12 protein-coding genes and 1 riboswitch are annotated in these 15,469 nt (G+C 72.4%); of the genes, 10 read left to right on the top strand and 2 right to left on the bottom strand.

The features are described from left to right. Window positions 1-144 precede the first annotated feature (144 nt). From OG408_RS06995 to OG408_RS06980, 4 genes are all read left to right on the top strand, one after another. Complete coding sequence (locus OG408_RS06995; protein WP_266776462.1) at window positions 145-984, top strand: SDR family NAD(P)-dependent oxidoreductase; 840 nt, start codon at window positions 145-147, stop codon at window positions 982-984. A 62-nt stretch (window positions 985-1,046) separates the two neighbouring features. Then, complete coding sequence (locus OG408_RS06990; RefSeq protein WP_326668911.1) at window positions 1,047-3,197, top strand: peptidase C14; 2,151 nt, start codon at window positions 1,047-1,049, stop codon at window positions 3,195-3,197. Continuing rightward, the gene (locus tag OG408_RS06985) at window positions 3,194-4,129 is read left to right on the top strand and encodes a GNAT family N-acetyltransferase (RefSeq protein ID WP_266776460.1); all 936 of its coding nucleotides are present in this window, start codon (window positions 3,194-3,196) and stop codon (window positions 4,127-4,129) included. Before OG408_RS06990 ends, OG408_RS06985 begins: the two co-directional genes overlap by 4 nt. A 123-nt stretch (window positions 4,130-4,252) precedes the next feature. Continuing rightward, window positions 4,253-5,443: a glycoside hydrolase family 6 protein gene (locus OG408_RS06980; protein WP_442806012.1), complete on the top strand. Its 1,191-nt coding sequence runs from the start codon at window positions 4,253-4,255 to the stop codon at window positions 5,441-5,443. Between the two features lie 5 nt (window positions 5,444-5,448). On the opposite strand, the gene OG408_RS06975 is transcribed toward OG408_RS06980, so the two are convergent. Next, window positions 5,449-6,843: a uracil-xanthine permease family protein gene (locus OG408_RS06975; protein ID WP_266776458.1), complete on the bottom strand. Its 1,395-nt coding sequence runs from the start codon at window positions 6,841-6,843 to the stop codon at window positions 5,449-5,451. A 235-nt stretch (window positions 6,844-7,078) separates the two neighbouring features. On the opposite strand from OG408_RS06975, the gene OG408_RS06970 reads away from it, so the two are divergent. Beyond that, window positions 7,079-8,365 carry an alginate lyase family protein gene (locus OG408_RS06970; RefSeq protein WP_266776457.1) on the top strand — a complete coding sequence of 429 codons (1,287 nt, stop codon included), beginning with the start codon at window positions 7,079-7,081 and terminating at the stop codon, window positions 8,363-8,365. A 22-nt stretch (window positions 8,366-8,387) separates the two neighbouring features. On the opposite strand, the gene OG408_RS06965 is transcribed toward OG408_RS06970, so the two are convergent. Continuing rightward, window positions 8,388-9,611, bottom strand: a complete 1,224-nt coding sequence (locus tag OG408_RS06965; protein WP_266776456.1) for an MFS transporter — start codon at window positions 9,609-9,611, stop codon at window positions 8,388-8,390. Window positions 9,612-9,761: 150 nt separating this feature from the next. On the opposite strand from OG408_RS06965, the gene OG408_RS06960 reads away from it, so the two are divergent. The 5 genes from OG408_RS06960 (at window position 9,762) to OG408_RS06940 (ending at window position 15,466) form a co-directional block, all read left to right on the top strand. After that, on the top strand, window positions 9,762-10,940 hold the full coding sequence (locus OG408_RS06960) for an ROK family transcriptional regulator (protein WP_326668904.1): 1,179 nt from the start codon (window positions 9,762-9,764) through the stop codon (window positions 10,938-10,940). Between the two features lie 584 nt (window positions 10,941-11,524). After that, a riboswitch (FMN riboswitch) is annotated at window positions 11,525-11,655 on the top strand. A gap of 156 nt (window positions 11,656-11,811) precedes the next feature. After that, window positions 11,812-12,912, top strand: coding sequence for a bifunctional diaminohydroxyphosphoribosylaminopyrimidine deaminase/5-amino-6-(5-phosphoribosylamino)uracil reductase RibD (gene ribD / locus OG408_RS06955; RefSeq protein WP_326668902.1), 1,101 nt, complete (start codon window positions 11,812-11,814; stop codon window positions 12,910-12,912). Further along, window positions 12,913-13,530: a riboflavin synthase gene (locus OG408_RS06950; RefSeq protein WP_266776453.1), complete on the top strand. Its 618-nt coding sequence runs from the start codon at window positions 12,913-12,915 to the stop codon at window positions 13,528-13,530. Beyond that, window positions 13,527-14,171 carry a nicotinamide mononucleotide transporter family protein gene (locus OG408_RS06945; RefSeq protein WP_266776452.1) on the top strand — a complete coding sequence of 215 codons (645 nt, stop codon included), beginning with the start codon at window positions 13,527-13,529 and terminating at the stop codon, window positions 14,169-14,171. The genes OG408_RS06950 and OG408_RS06945 overlap by 4 nt, the downstream gene beginning before the upstream one ends. After that, window positions 14,168-15,466: a bifunctional 3,4-dihydroxy-2-butanone-4-phosphate synthase/GTP cyclohydrolase II gene (locus tag OG408_RS06940; RefSeq protein ID WP_266776451.1), complete on the top strand. Its 1,299-nt coding sequence runs from the start codon at window positions 14,168-14,170 to the stop codon at window positions 15,464-15,466. The genes OG408_RS06945 and OG408_RS06940 overlap by 4 nt, the downstream gene beginning before the upstream one ends. Window positions 15,467-15,469 lie beyond the last annotated feature (3 nt).

Here is a 15,469-nt window from a genome sequence, read left to right as displayed (position 1 = left end):
AGCCTGCGGGCCGGCGCCAGGGGCCACCCCCCGGTACCCGGTGCCGGTCCGCAGACGGGCCGCCGCGCTCCCCACCCTGTTGTGTCCCGCGCGGCGGCCCACCCCTCGCTTCTCCCCGCCCGCCCTCGCCCGAAGGAACCCGCGATGACCGCAGCCGTCCCGCCCCGCGGCACCGACCGCTTCGACCTGACCGGCCGCACCGCGGTCGTCACCGGGGCCGCCCGGGGCCTCGGCCGTTCCTTCGCCGTCGGGCTCGCCGAGGCGGGCGCGGACCTGGTCCTGGTCGACCTGCCAGACGCCGAGGGCGTCGCCGGGACCGCCGCGGCGATCGAGGCGCTCGGCCGGCGCTGCCGCGTCTACGGGCAGGACCTCGCGGACATCGAGGCGCTGTCCGCGTTCGTCGACACGGTGCGCGCCGAGGCCGGGCCGCTGCACATCCTCGTCAACAACGCGGGCACGGCGGCCCTGGAGCGCTTCAACGAGATCACCCCGGCCGGCTGGTCGCACATCATGCGGGTCAACGTCGACGCGGTGTTCTTCCTCAGCCAGCGCGTCGCCGAACACATGACGGCCGACTCCGTCGCCGGCCGCATCATCACCATCACCTCGAAGAACGCCCTCGTGGCGGAGGCCGGCCTGGCCCACTACAACGCCTCCAAGGCCGCCGCCCAGCTGCTCACCGAGACCCTGGCGGTCGAACTCGCCCCGCACGGCATCACCGCCAACACCCTCGCCCCCGGCATGGTCGAGACCCCCATCGACGGGGAGTTCCCCTTCGACCGGGAGGCCTTCGAGTCCGCGTACCGCGAGCGCATCCCGCTCGGCAGGTACGCGCAGCCCGACGAGTGCGTCGGCGCACTGCTGCTGCTCGCCTCGGACGCGGGGGCCTACCTCACGGGTGCGCGCCTCGTCGTGGACGGGGGAGTGCTGGCCGACCAGATGCCGCGGATGCGCTTCATGCCGCCCTACCGCAACACGATCTGACCGCGGCCGACCGGCAGTCGGTACCCCGAGCACGCATCGACAACGCGAGGAGCACCTCCGTCATGTCCGCCCCTGCTTCGTCCCCCGCCTCGTCCCGTCGCAGTGTGCTGCGGGCTTCGGGTCTGGCCGGTCTGGTCATGGCCGGCACCGCCGTGGCCACCGGTTCCGCGCAGGCCGCACCCGCACACACCGGTGACGTCCTGCACCTGGACACCGTCACCGCCCTGCGCGCCCTGAACACCAAGCCCCTCGCCGACGGCACCCACGTCATCGTCGCCGGCTACAACACCCCCGGCGACGGCGGCACCATGGCCCTGCGCTGGAACAAGAAATCCACCGCCACCCACAACGCCGGCACCGTCATCGCCCCCAACGGCACGACGAAGACCGGACGCTGGCACCAGCTCCACACCGGAACCCTCGACTTCCGCACCTTCGGCCACTTCGACGCCGGCACCCCCGCCGACACCGCACTGGACACCATGGTCAACGACCCCACCGTCCACCGCATCGAAGCCCACACCGACCTCCTCCTCACCCAACGCCACCTCTTCGACCGCTCCCACATCGAACTCGACTTCGGCGGCCACCACATCCGCACCGAGAACATCGAGAAGAACACCCACGACAACCCCTTCGGCGCCGTCCTCTCCTTCCGCGGCACCATCACCGACACCACCGTCAGACACGCGCTCTCCGGCAAGGTCATCGAACTCACCGACACCTTCCCGGTCCCCGACGCCAAGGCGTTCGCCGTCGGCCAGTGGTGGGCCGTGCAGGTCGACCCGGTCGCGGGCGGCGGCGGGGACGAGCGCGAGCTGCAGAAGCTGGTCGAGATCACCGAGATCATCGACGCGGGCCACATCCGGATCGGCTACCTCAACGGCTGGGAACTCGCCGAGGGCCGCACCCTCACCTGGACCCGCATCGAACCGGTGCGCAACACCCACATCCGCAACATGCGCTTCGAGGGCGCGGGACCCGACGAGTACACCGGCTCCCACCCCGTCAGCTTCGAGTACGCCGTCGGCTGCGACGTCTCCGGCATCCACGCCACCGGCACCTTCTGGCCGGTCGTCATGCGCCGCTGGTGCACCCGCTTCCGCACCGAGGACTGCTCCCTGAAGAACCCGCCCACCGTCGAGTACGGCGGCGCGGGCTATCTCACCCAGCAGATCTACTGCCTGTACGGGCGGGTCGCCGACTGCACCACGAGCAACGTGCGCCACCTCAACGACCTCACCGCCTCCGCCTACTGCACCGTCGTGAACTGCCACGGCGACGGCGACGACGCGGGCGGCAACCCCTTCACCACCCACGGCCAGTACGAGCACGATCTGCTCTTCGACGGCAACTCCGGGCTGATGGACATCGCCAACTCAGGCGCCCAGTGGGGCATCTCCGCCAAGCGGATCACCGTACGCAGACACGTCTGCTCCTGGTTCACCGCCAACACGAAGATCACCGACCTGACCCTGGAGGACGTCACGGTGATCGCACGCCCCACCTTCGACCAGGCCGGCACCCTCACCGTGAACGCCGACGGGGCCCAGGTGCGCGGCTGCACCGCGAAGACCTTCGCCGTGGCCCAGCGCTCGGCACGCTCCACCCGGCCGACGACGATCAGCGACTGCTCCTTCGAGCCGCCCGCCGGCGCCGTCCTCGTCCAGACACCGGTCACCGCGCCCGTCCACTTCGTGCGCTGCACGTTCAAGGGTGTCGACGGCGCGGTCCTGCGCGGTGCGGGACCCGTGCACTTCACCGACTGCACGGTCACCGGCACCGACAACGCGGCCCCGGTCTCGGCCGGTTCGGCGGACCTGCGGATCGACGGGGGTACGTACGACAACACCGGCATCGAGCTCAGCGGTGTGCGCGACCAGCGGATCACCGTGACCGGCGGCGCCCGGTTCACCGGCAGCAACAAGGCCAAGGCGCTGCTCGGCCGTGCGGACGGCCCGGGGAGGGTGACCTGGGACATCACCGGGATCAGCAGCACGGCGGCCGGACCGGATACCGCCCACGTCCGGATCGCCGACGGCACCAACCACTACGCGGCCACCGGCAGCCGCTACACCGGCGGTACCCTCCACCTCGCCCCGGACGCCCTCGCCTCGGTCCTGCACACCGCGTGTGTCGAGGACGGCACGCGGCGCACGGCGATGCCGGGCGACGGCGCCACCGTCCGCACCGACGGGAACCTGGTTCTGTGAGCACCCTGATCCGCACGGCGACCGCCGCCGACGACCCGGCCCTGGCCGCGCTGTGGCAGGAGTGCTTCGACGCCCCGCACATCACCGCCCTGCACGCCCTGGACCCCCAGCGCCACCGCCGCACGTTCGTGGCGTGCGACGCCGCGGGCGACGGGATCGACGCGGTCGTCGTCTACGTGCCGCGGCTGATCCGCGACGCGCACGGGACCCCGCAGCGCGTCGGCGGCATCGGCAGCGTCGCCACCCGCCCCGGGGCCCGGGGACAGGGTCTGGTGCGGCGGCTGCTCGGGGCGGCGGAGCGCACGATGGCCGCCGAACAGTGCGCCTGGTCACTGCTGTTCACCGGCACACCCGGTGTCTACCGGGGCTCGGGATGGCAGGAGTTCCCGAGCTCGTACACCGAGGGGACCCTGGCCGCCCCGGCGGCCGCCCCCGGCACCCTCCCGGTCCGCGAGGCCACCGCGCGGGACGCGGCGGAGGTGGCCGCGCTACACCACGCGTACAACGCGGGCCGGCCGCTGAGCTCCCTGCGGGAACCCGGGGACTGGGCGGTGCGTGTGCCCGCCTGGTACGGCCCCGTCGAGAAGTCCCTGGTGGCGGTGGACCCCGGCTCCGGGGCGCTGGCCGGCTGGATCGTCGCGCAGGACGAGGGGGACTGCGTGGAGGTTCGGGAGTTCGCCGGCGAGATCGCGAGCCTGGGCGCGCTGCTCGCCGCCGTCGCGTCCCGCGGCCGGGCGGCAGGGGCGGTCCGGGCCCGCGTCCGGATCCCCGACGGCCCAGGCCTGGCGGCCGCGCTTCCCGCCCTGCTGGCCGATGCCCGGCAGGTGACGGAACACGTGGGAATGGCGAAGCCGTTGCACGCCACCGCCGAGTCCGTACGGGCCACCGTCACCGCGCCCGGCGCCGTCCACTGGTACGGCGACTGCTTCTGAGCGCCGGCGGTCCGGTCCGCGATGTGGTCCGACTGCCCGAACCGCACCCTGGGCCGACGCCCCGCCCGTAGGCTCGCCGTGGCACCCGGGAGTCGTCGCCGGGGCCGGGGAGGGGAACGGGGAGTGTCGGGGGCACGCACACAACGCCGGGTCGCGCAGCGGGAGTTCCGGGAACGCAGACGCCGTGCGCGCAGGCACGCCATGGCGGCCGTCGCATCGGCCGTGGTGGCCGTGGGCACGGCTGCCGGGGTGATCTCCGCCGTCGCGGGGGAGGAGGACCGGACCACGGCCCGCCCCGACACCACGGCGTCGCCGACGGTGGTGCCCCTGCCCGCCGTGCCGAGCGCGACGGCCGCCCCGCGCACCCCGTCCGCCCCGGCCTCCACCGCCTCACCCGCGCCCCGCCCCTCGAAAGCGGCGCCGCCGGCGTCCCGCGGCGCCGCGGTCCCGCCCGCCGGGAGGCTCTACCGCCACCCCGAGTCCCAGGTCCTGGACTGGGTCGCGGCCCACCGCGGCGACCCGCGGCGCCCGCTGATCGAGACCCGGATCGCGGCGCAGCCCGCCGCCGTCTGGTTCGCCGCCTACAACCCGGGGGCCGTCACCGGTCAGGTCCGGTCGGTGACAGCGGCCGCGGCCAGGGCGGGCCGGACACCGGTCCTGGTGCCCTACGCCATCCCCGGCCGGGACTGCGGAGGGGCGTCCCAGGGTGGTGCTCCCGGACTCGCGGCGTACGACGCGTGGATACGGGAGTTCGCGGCGGGGCTCGGCAGCGGGCCGGTGATCGTGATCCTGGAGCCCGACTCCGTCGCGCTCGCCGACTGCCTGTCCGCCGGTGACCGGCAGGCGCGCTATGCCTCGCTGGCGCGGGCGGGCGACGCCCTGCACGCGGCGAACCCGAAGACCAGGGTCTACTTCGACGGCGGCCACTCGGGCTGGCACGCGGCCCCGAAGCAGGCCGCGGCGCTGCGGGCGGCGGGTGCGGCGAGCAGCAGCGACGGCATCTTCACCAATGTGTCGAACTTCCACCGCACCGCGGACGAGGCCGCCTACGCCCGCCGGGTGCTGGCCGAGCTCGGCGGCCCGGCGCGGCTCGGCGCCGTCATCGACACCAGCCGCAACGGGAACGGGGCGCCGAAGGCGGGCGAGTGGTGCGATCCGGCGGGCCGGGCGCTGGGCCGGGCCCCCACGACGGCCACGGGGGAGTCCCGGATCGACGCCTATCTGTGGGTGAAGCTGCCCGGCGAGTCCGACGGCTGCAAGGGTGCGGCAGGGTCCTTCACCCCCGACTACGCCTACCAGCTGGCGACGGGCTGACCGGATCAGGAGCCGTCGGCCGGCGGCTCCTTGTCGTACGCGGACGTGCCCGAGTCCAGCAGTGGCTCCTGCGTCTTCAGATGGGCCGGGGCGAAGGCGCGCAGCACGTGGTAGCCGGTGATGACCACGATGGTGCCGAGCGCGATCCCGCTCAGTTCGAAGTTGTCGGAGATCTTCAGGCTGACCCCGCCGACGCCGATGATGATGCCCGCGGCGGCCGGCACCAGGTTCAGCGGGTTGCGCAGGTCGACCTTGGCGTTCAGCCAGATCTGGGCGCCGAGCAGGCCGATCATGCCGTACAGGATGACGGTGATGCCGCCGAGCACCCCGCCGGGAATGGCGGCGACGACGGCGCCGAACTTGGGGCAGAGGCCGAACAGCAGGGCGAAGCAGGCGGCCGCCCAGTAGGCGGCGGTGGAGTAGACCCGGGTCGCGGCCATCACCCCGATGTTCTCGGAGTACGTCGTGTTCGGCGGGCCGCCCACGGCGGTCGAGAGCATCGAGGCGGCGCCGTCCGCGGCGATCGCGGTGCCCAGCTTGCTGTCCAGGGAGTGGCCGGTCATCTCACCGACGGCCTTCACATGGCCGGCGTTCTCGGCGATGAGCGCGATGACGACGGGCAGCGCGACCAGGATCGCCGACCACTCGAAGCTCGGTGCGTGGAAGGTCGGCAGTCCGACCCAGTCGGCCTTCCCGACGCCCGACAGGTCGAGCCGCCAGTGGTCCACGGCCTCGGCCCCGCCCGCCGGTGAGTGGATCTTGCCGAAGACACGGTCCAGGACCCAGGACAGCACGTAGCCGAAGACGAGACCGAGGAAGATCGCGATACGGGAGAAGAAACCGCGCAGGCAGACCACGGCCAGTCCGGTGAACAGCATCACCAGCAGGGCGGTCCACTGGTCCTGCGGCCAGTACGTCGACGCGGTGACCGGTGCCAGGTTGAAGCCGATGAGCATCACGACCGCGCCCGTCACCACCGGCGGCATCGCCGCGTGGATGATCCGGGCGCCGAACCGCTGCACCGCGAGACCGGCGAGGAAGAGGACGGCCCCGACGACGAAGACCGCACCGGTGACGACCGCGCTGCTGCCGCCACTGGCCCGGATGGTGGCGGCCACCCCGACGAAGGAGAGCGAACAGCCCAGATAGCTGGGCACCTGACCGCGGGTGGCCAGCAGGAAGATGGCCGTGGCGACACCCGACATCATGATCGCCAGGTTCGGGTCGAGCCCCATGAGCACCGGGGCCACGAACGACGCACCGAACATGGCGACCACGTGCTGGGCGCCGAGCCCGAACGTCCGGGGCCAGGTGAGCCGCTCGTCGGGGCGGACCACCGCTCCCGGTGCGGGCGTCTTCCCGTCGCCGTGCAAGGTCCAGCGCACGCCGAGGCCGCCCATGGTTGCTCCCTGTGTGTAGACGCGGAGTCCGGTACCTCGACGGGTACGGCAGCACCGCAGAAATGATCAGCGCCATGGTAGTGCCGGTCCGGAATGTCCACCCCGCCGGGTTCGGTGGCCCGGCGGGGTCCCATCCGTGAATCGTGCGCGAGGCATTGTCACTCAGAACGGTCGGCCCTACGCTCGCACGGTCTTGCTCGTGAACATTGTTCATATACATGACTGGGAGTGTTCGATGAGTGGAAGTCCCCGTCGGCGCCTCGGCGCCCTCCTCGCCACCGCGGCCGCCCTGACCGCCCTGCTCGTCCCCACCACCGCCTCGGCGGCCCCGCCCGGCCACCCGCCGTCCCGTACCCCGGCGACCGTGGTCATCGACGGGCACCGCATCCAGCAGACCAAGGTCCGGCTCGACCACGGCGATCCGGCCCTGCGCACCGCGCTGCGCTCCCTCACCGCCAAGGCGGACGAGTGGCTCGGCCAGGGCCCCTGGACGGTCGTCGACAAGCCGAAGCCCGCACCTGGCGGCGACCCGCACGACTACCTCAGCCAGGCGCCCTACTGGTGGCCGTCCCAGCCGAGGACCACGGAGAACCCCTGGGGCTGCCCGTACGTCCAGCGCGACGGCGAACGCAATCCCGAGGTCGACACCGGCACCGACCGCCCCGACATCGGCAAGGTCTTCAACTCCGTGACCACCCTCAGCCTCGCCTGGTACTACACGGGCCGGAAGCAGTACGCGGAACACGCCTCCGACATCCTGCGCACCTGGTTCCTGGACCCGGCGACCCGGATGAACCCCAACCTGAACCACGGGCAGTTCATCCCCTGCAAGTACGACGGCCGGGCGATCGGCATCATCGACTTCTCCCAGCAGTACACATCGGTCCTGGATGCCGTCGCCCTGCTCGACACCGGCGCCCCCGGCTGGACGACGAACGACCGGACCGCCATGCGGAGCTGGAACGCCGCGTTCCTCGACTGGCTGGTCGACTCCGACTTCGGGAAGCAGGAGTCCGCGGCGCAGAACAACCACGGCACCTTCCAGGACATGCAGATCGCCGGCCTCGCCCTCGCCACCGGCGACAAGGCGCTCGCCCGCAGGACCGTCCTGGCCGCCCGCGCACTCCGCATCGATCCGCAGATCGCCGGCGACGGCACCCAGCCGCAGGAACTGGCACGCACCCGCAGCTGGCACTACTCGACCTTCGACCTGGTCGCCTACACTCGCCTCGCGGCCATCGGCCGACACGTCGGGGTGGACCTCTGGGCGTACGAAGGTCCGCAGGGCCAGAGCCTGTTCAAGGCGGTCGACTACCTCCTGCCCGCCGCAACGGGTGCAGCGCCCTGGCCCCACCCGGAGCTGGAGTTCTACCGCTACGCGGCGAGCGACATCGTGCACGCGGCCGCCGACGCCGGTGACGCGAAGGCCCGGGCCGCCGTGGCGGAACTGGAGACACCGCCCGGCGGAGACCTCTGGGCCCTGCGGCCCGCCGCCGAACAGCTCGACTCGATCGCCGGCTGAACGGCCCGCCGCGCCCCTGCGCTCAGGGGCGCGGCGCCGCCGCCCTGCTCGTCGCGTCCGATCCCGCCACGGTCTTCCGGTCCCCGGCCCGCAGCACCCCGGCACCGAGCACCAGCCCGAACGCCAGCACCGACACCACACCGAACGAGACGACCAGCGACGTGGCCTCCGCCAGGGAACCGATGGCCGACGGGGCGATGAGACCCGAGGTGTACGTGATCGTCGCGACGCCCGCGATGGCCTGGCTCGGATTGGGACCGCTGCGCCCGGCCGCCGCGAAGGCGAGCGGCACGACCACGGCGATGCCGAGCCCCATCAGGCCGAACCCGCTCATCGCCAGCGCCGCGTTCGGAGCGGTGACCACCATGACCCCGCCGATCGTCGCGAGGACGCCGCCGGTCCGTACGGTGCGCACCGCGCCGAATCGGTCGACGACCCGGTCACCGGCGATCCGCGCGACCGCCATGGTCAGGGCGAACGCGGTCGTCGACGCGGCGGCCAGCCCCGCCGAACTGTCCAGCACATCACGCAGGTAGACCGCCGACCAGTCCAGGCTGGCCCCCTCGGCGAACACCGCGCAGAAACCGACCGCACCGATGATCAGCGCCGACTTCGGCGGCAGCGCGAAGCGCGGCGGCGGCTCCTCGTCCGGTTCGCTGCGCAGGTCCAGCACCCGCTGACAGGCGATCAGGCCCAGTGCGGTCAGGACGAGAGCGGCGATCGTGTGGTGCAGCCGCGCGTCGGCTCCCAGATGGGCGGCCACCGTGCCCGCCGCCGAACCGATCAGGGCGCCCACGCTCCACATCCCGTGCAGCCCGGACATGATCGACTTGTTGAGGCGGTTCTCCACCTCGACCCCGAGCGCGTTCATCGCCACGTCCGACATGCCGGCCGACGCCCCGTAAAGGAACAGCGCCGCGCACAGGGTCAGCAGACTGGGGGCCAGGGACGGCAGGATCAGCGCCAGGGTCCACAGGGCCAGCAGCCCGCGCAACGCGGTCCGCGCGCCGAAACGGTGACTGACCGCACCGGCGAGCGGCATGGCGAGCGAGGCGCCGATCGCGGGAAACGCCAGAGCGATGCCGAGCTGCCCGGCGCTGACCCCGGCGTGGTCCTGGATCCAGGGCACCCGGGTGGCGAAACTCCCGGTCACCGCGCCGTGCACGGTGAAGACCGCGGCAACGGCGTACCTGGCCCGCCTCACCTCTTGTATGCCGAAGACCTTGGCCGTGGAATCCGTCGTCATGCCGCCGTTCCCTCCCCTGGAAATTCTCTGTCCGCGCGGTTCGTGACGCTCCCGGGCGCCCTTCTCCACGATGCGGGCAGTAAACTATCAGGAACCCTGCCTGATAAATAGAGCGTCTGCATCGCGACAGTGATCTGGAAGGATCCCGGCATGCCCGCATCACCGAGCACCGCCCGGGCCATCAATGACCGGCTGGCCCTGCGCCTCCTCCAGCAGGACGGCCCCCTGACGGCCACGCAGTTGAAGACCCTGACCGGACTCTCCCGGCCAACCGTCGCCGACCTCGTCGAACGACTGCAGGGAGCGGGACTCGTCCGGGTGGTCGGCGAGGCCGGGGCCGAGCGCCGGGGGCCCAACGCCCGGCTCTACGGGATCGTCGCCGACCGCGCCCACCTGGCCGGCCTCGACGTACGCACCGACAGCGTCGCCGTCGTCGTCGCCGACCTGCTGGGCGTCACCCTCGCCGAGGCCACCCTGCCGATCGGCAGCGACACCGCCGCCGACGACGCGGTGGCACAGGCAGTCGCCCTCCTGGAGCGCACAGCGCGCAAGGCCGGGACGGCGCCCCTGCACAGCGTCGGCATCGGCGCCCCCGGCCTGATCGACCCGGTCACCGGTGAACTCCGCGACACGACCGGCCTGCCCGCCTGGCACCGCAGCCTGGTCCGCGCCCTCCAGCAACGCCTGTCCGCGACCGTGCTCGTGGAGAACGAGACCAACCTCGCCGCCGTCGCCGAACACCGCGTCGGCGCCGTCCGGGACCACGACACGTTCGTCCTGCTCTGGCTCGGCCATGGTGTCGGGGCGGCGGTGATGCTGGACGGGAAACTGCGCCGCGGCGCGTCGGGCGGCGCGGGGGAGATCGGCTTCCTGCCGGTGCCCGGCACGGCCGGGACGCCCTCCTCCGTCAACTGCGACGGCGGATTCCACTCGCTCGTGGGCTCGGCCCCGCTCTGCGAACTGGCCGCCGCCCACGGCATCACCGCACCGGCCGGCGGCCGGGAACCCGGCGCCGCGGTCGCCGTGCGTGCGGCCCTCGCGGGCGAGGGCGACAGCGAGACCTTCCTCGACACCCTCGCCGACCGCCTCGCCACCGGGGCCGCGGCCGTCGCCTCGGTCCTGGACCCCGGCTGTGTCCTGCTCTCCGGGGAGGTCGGCCACGCGGGCGGCGACGCGCTGGCCGCCCGGGTCGAGGAACGGCTCGCCCTGATGTCGCCCCTGCGCACGGAGGTCCGGGCCGGGCTGCTCGGCGGCACCGCGGTCCTGCGCGGCGCGCTGCTTGTGGCGCGGGAGGCGGCGCAGGACGCGTTGTTCGCCCCGGCGGTGTGACGTTGCGCCGGTCCGTGGTGCGGGGTTCCGTCCTCAATCTCCCCCATAGCCTTAAGGGCATGGGGGGACCCCCTCGACGGGCTGGATTGTGCGGGTGCTCCGCGACCCGGGGGCGCCTGCCTCGGTGGGTGGGGGTCCGGTGCCCCTCCGGGGCGTCTCCTCAGACGACGAACGTTTCCAGTCCCACGCGAGCGAACCCCGGAATCCGTTCGTCGTCCTGCGGGGACTCCCCTGCACGGCCCCGGACCCGGCCGCCCCGCGTCTGCGGCAGTCGTTTCGTCGGTGTTCAGACGCACGCGAGAGTGGGTGGGGGCGTGCAGGGGGGTCCCCGCAGAAAAATGGCGTAATACCCGGCCCCCGCAACGTCTCCGGTCGCCACGCCAGTTTTTGAGGAGACGCCCCGGAGGGCCCCCACCCCCACCCACCGGACAATGGCGCCCCCGCAACACGGGGCCCCGCACCCCAGGAGCGCAGCGGCAACCGTGTCCGAAAACCGCCTTGTCACGGCCTGTCTGTGAGCCACTCCACAGCGTTCACCCGTATGGGTCACGGCCAGTCGTGGCACACTGATCGTGTACCAGCAGCAGCGCACTCCGGGGTCGGTGTAATTCCGAACCGGCGGTTATAGTCCGCGACCCGTCCGCATCCAGCGGCCGGTTGACCAGGTGAGATTCCTGGACCGACGGTGAAAGTCCGGATGGGAGGCAGTGCGCGGCGGGCCGTTTCGCGGGTACGCCGCCGTCGGCGGGTGGTTTTCGGGCGACCGATCCATCCGTTTTTCGGATGTTCCGGCGTCCCTGTTCAGCGTTCCGCTTCATCTGTCTTCATCGACAGGCCCCGGAGTCCGTGCCCGAAGAGGCAGGAGGACCCGGTGGACACCGCAGCCGACACGACCGCCATGCGCCGAGCGATCACGCTCGCCGCCCGCGGCCTCGGCTCCACCAGCCCCAATCCGGTCGTCGGGTGTGTCGTCCTCGACGCGGCGGGCAACCCCGTGGGCGAGGGCTTCCACCAGCGCGCCGGCGGGCCGCACGCCGAGGTTCACGCCCTGCGCGCGGCCGGCGAGAAGGCCCGTGGCGGCACCGCCTACGTCACCCTCGAACCCTGTAACCACACCGGCCGCACCGGCCCCTGCGCACAGGCGCTCATCGATGCCGGGATCGCCCGGGTCGTCTACGCGGTCGGCGACCCGAACCCGCAGGCCACCGGCGGCGCCGACACCTTGCGCGCGGCCGGGGTCAAGGCCGAGCAGGGGCTCCTCGCCGAGGAGGCCGAGCAGGGCAACGCGGCCTGGCTGACGTCGATGCGTCTGGGACGCCCGCACGTCACCTGGAAGTACGCGGCGACCCTGGACGGCCGGATCGCGGCCGCGGATGCCACGAGCCGCTGGATCAGCTCGGCGGAGTCCCGCGCCGACGTGCACCGGCTGCGCGCGGAGGCGGACGCGGTCCTGGTCGGCGCCGGTACCGCCCGCACCGACGATCCCCAGCTCGGTGTGCGGGGCATCGACGGCGCGGTCCAGCCGCTGCGGGTCGTCGTGGACACCGCCGCGACCGCCGTACGGCCGGGTGCGAGGGTCCTGGACCCCACCGCACCCACCGTGATCGCGGTCGCCGACGACGCCGACGCCCGCCACCTGCCCGAAGAGGCCGTCCTGCGGCTGCCCCGCGCGGCGGACGGCCCCGGACTGGACCTGCCCGCACTGCTCGCCGCGCTTCACGGGCGCGGCGTCCGCTCCGTACTGCTCGAAGGCGGCCCGACCCTGGCCGGGGCCTTCGTCGCGGCGGGACTGGTCGACAGGGTCGTCGGCTATCTCGCCCCCGTGCTCCTCGGCGCCGGCCCCGCGGCCCTCGCCGACGCCGGAATCTCCACCATCGCCCAGGCGTTGCGCCTCGATGTGACCGAGACCGTACGCATCGGCCCCGATCTGCGGATCACCGCCGTTCCCGGCCCCGCCCGGAAGGAAAACTGAGTGTTCACCGGAATTGTCGAAGAACTGGGTGAGGTCACCGCCGTCGAGAAGCTCGACGACGCCTCCCGATTCCGCCTGCGCGGTCCCGTCGTCACCGAGGGCGCCAAGCACGGCGACTCCATCGCGGTGAACGGCGTCTGTCTGACCGTCGTGGACCTCGGCGAGCACGAGTTCACCGCCGATGTGATGGCCGAGACCCTGAACCGCTCCAGCCTCGGCGCGCTGGCGACCGGCTCCCGGGTCAACCTGGAGCGCCCCATGGCGCTCGGCGGCCGGCTCGGCGGGCACATCGTCCAGGGCCATGTCGATGGCACGGGCCACATCGTCGAGCGCAAGGTCTCCGAGAACTGGGAGATCGTGAAGATCTCCCTGCCGGCGGACCTGACCCGCTACGTGGTGGAGAAGGGGTCGATCACCGTCGACGGCGTGAGCCTGACCGTCGTGGACGCGGGACCCGACTACTTCACCATCAGCCTCATTCCCACCACGCTCGCCCTGACCACGCTGGGCATCAAGGAGCCCGGCGACCCGGTCAACCTCGAGGTGGACGTCATCGCGAAGTACGTCGAGCGGCTGCTCGGCAACTCCGCGCAGGAGCCCGGGGGGCCGGCGAAGTGAGCGCTCTGCACTGGCTGAACTCGGAGGCGTTCACCGTCTTCGACCAGCACATCATCTGGTCCGACATGATCGGCAACACGATCGGTCTGATCGCCCTGACGCTGGGCTGGCTCCGCTCCATCTGGACCTGGCCCGCGCAGCTGCTGTCGGGCGTCGTCCTGGTCGCCGCCAACGTCTCCGTCCACCAGGCGGGCAGCGTCGGCAAGCAGCTCATCGTCATCGCCGTCGCCGTGTGGGGCTGGCAGCAATGGACCCGGGGCCGGCAGCAGGCCCAGGACGGTTCGATCGCCGTACGGTTCGCCACCTGGCGCGAGCGCGGCTACCTGCTCGGCGGGGCCGCGGTCGGCACTCTGGCGGTCGGCGGGCTGTTCACCGCGTTCCCCTCGCTCTCGTGGAGCCCGTGGGCGGACGCGTACATATTCGCCGGAACGCTCGTGGCGATGCTCGCCCAGGCGCGCGGCATGGTCGAGTTCTGGTTCGCCTGGCTCCTCGTCGACCTGGTCGGCGTCCCGCTGAACTTCCACAGCGGTCTCGCCTTCTCCGGTCTCATCTACGTCGTCTACGGGGCCCTCGTCCTGTGGGGCATGCGCGACTGGTGGCTGCGTACGCGGACACCCGCTCTGGAAGGAGCCACGGCATGACTGCCCAGCCCACCTGGTTGCACCGGGAACACGACGCACCCATCGAGGACCTCTCCCTCGACCCCGTCGAGCAGGCCATCCGCGACATCGCCGCCGGCCGGCCGGTCGTGGTCGTCGACGACGAGGACCGGGAGAACGAGGGCGACCTCGTCATCGCGGCCGAGAAGGCCACGCCCGAGATCGTCGCCTTCATGATGAGCGAGTGCCGCGGTCTGATCTGCGCGCCCATGGAGAACGACGAGCTGGAGCGGCTCGAACTGCCGCAGATGGTCGACCACAACACCGAGTCGATGAAGACGGCCTTCACGGTCTCCGTCGACGCCTCGGCCGCGCACGGCGTGAGCACCGGCATCTCCGCCGCCGACCGGGCCACCACGCTCCGGATGCTGGCGGGCGGCACGGCGGGCCCCGGCGACTTCGTGCGCCCCGGCCATGTCTTCCCGCTGCGCGCCCGTTCCGGCGGGGTGCTCGTGCGCAACGGCCACACCGAGGCCGCCGTGGACCTCGCCCGGCTCGCCGGGCTGCGGCCCGCCGGGGCGATCGTCGAGATCGCGGGCGAGGACGGTGTGATGCTGAGGCTGCCCCAGCTGGTGCCGTTCGCCCGCAAGCACGGGCTGACGATCATCTCCATCGAGGACCTGATCGCCTACCGGCGCACCTCCGAGCCCACCGTCCGCCGCGAGGCCGAGGTGCGGCTGCCGACGAACTTCGGCGCGTTCACCGCGTACGGCTACCGCTCCACCGTGGACGGCGTCGAGCACGTCGCCCTGGTCCACGGCGATATCGGGGACGGCGAGGACGTCCTGGTCCGGGTCCACTCCGAGTGCCTGACCGGCGACATCTTCCAGTCGCAGCGCTGCGACTGCGGCCCCCAGCTGCACGCCTCCATGCGGCGCATCACGGAGGAGGGCCGCGGCGTCGTCGTCTATCTGCGCGGCCACGAGGGCCGCGGCATCGGCCTGGTGTCGAAGCTGCGGGCGTACGAACTCCAGGAGCGCGGCGTCGACACCCTCGACGCCAATCTGGAGCTCGGTCTGCCCGCGGACGCCAGGGACTACGCGGCCGGTGCCCAGATCCTCAAGGACCTCGGCGTCCACAGCCTGCGCCTGATGACGAACAACCCCGAGAAGACCGCCGCGATCCTGCGGCACGGACTGGCCGTCAACGGCCGGGAGCCGATGCCCGTGCAGGCCGGTGAGCACAACCTGCGGTACCTGCGCACCAAGCGCGACCGCATGGGCCACGACCTGCCCTGGCTCGACGCCGCCGCGGTGTCGACCTGTGGCAACCAGTAACCG

Origin of the sequence: Streptomyces sp. NBC_01257 (assembly GCF_035917255.1) — a bacterium.
Classification (GTDB): domain Bacteria; phylum Actinomycetota; class Actinomycetes; order Streptomycetales; family Streptomycetaceae; genus Streptomyces.
The sequence above is the reverse complement of the archived record's forward strand: the minus strand, read 5'-3'. Positions and strand labels throughout refer to the sequence as shown.